This is a genomic window from Vibrio sp. 378, assembly GCF_033339435.1.
Map to the genome: position 1 here is coordinate 1 of NZ_JAWOUO010000194.1, position 991 is coordinate 991.

Annotated in this window: 1 protein-coding gene; it reads right to left on the reverse strand. The window is 48.1% G+C overall.

Annotated elements, in window-relative coordinates:
* Nucleotides 1–82: 82 nt before the first annotated feature.
* On the reverse strand, nucleotides 83–991 hold a 909-nt coding region (gene epmB, locus R7Q48_RS25100; protein ID WP_318132844.1), incomplete at its 5' end, for an EF-P beta-lysylation protein EpmB.

The window sequence follows — 991 nt, forward strand, 5'->3', positions numbered from 1 at the left end:
TAAACAAAAAATTAGAGAGAAATCGTAAGATTTTGTGCCTCGACCGACACAAAATCTCATGATTTGTAGGAGTTATAGATGGTTATGCAAGGTGTAGGTCGAGCGGCGTTTTGCTTTTTCGGCCGCCGATTTCACGGGTGAGGGTCGGGATCAGGTAGCCAGAGACGTTTTCTAATAAGCCTGCCATTAGTTGTCGGGCTCGTTCGTCATCGACCATAAAGTGAGCCGCTCCCTGGACTTTGTCTAGCACGTGCAAGTAATACGGCAGGATCCCAGCATCGAACAGGGCCTCGCTGAGCTGGCTCAGGGCATCAACGGAATCATTAACGCCTCTTAGTAAAACTCCCTGGTTTAGCAGGGTGACATTGGCTTCTTTTAGTTTTTTCATTGCCTGGCGCAGCTCATCGTTAATCTCATTAGCATGGTTGATGTGCGTAACAAGGATAATTTGCAAGCGTGACGCTTTTAGCAACTGACACAGCTCATCTGTGATTCGAGCTGGGATCACTACAGGCAAACGGCTGTGAATGCGCAGACGTTTGATGTGCGGAATCTTAGCAATGTGTTCCAGCAGCCAATGAATCTCATCGTCTTTTGCCATTAATGGATCACCGCCAGAGAAAATCACCTCATTGAGCTCTGGTTTTTCCGCCATGTATTCGATGCACTGGCTCCAAGCTTGTTTGCCGCTCTTGTTCTCTTGATATGGGAAGTGACGACGGAAGCAATAACGGCAATTCACCGCACAGCCGCCTTTGACGATCATCAGCACTCGGTTTTTGTATTTATGCAGCAATCCCGGGATCGCATTGTCCTGTTCGTCAAGAGGATCATTGGAATAGCCTGCATGAACTTCAAACTCGTCACTCAAGGGTAAAACCTGACGCAAAAGAGGGTCTTTAGGATTGCCTTTTTCCATCCTATCGACAAAACTTTGCGGTACACGCTGTGCAAACAGCTTGCGCGCGGCAAACCCGTCTTGCCACGGTGA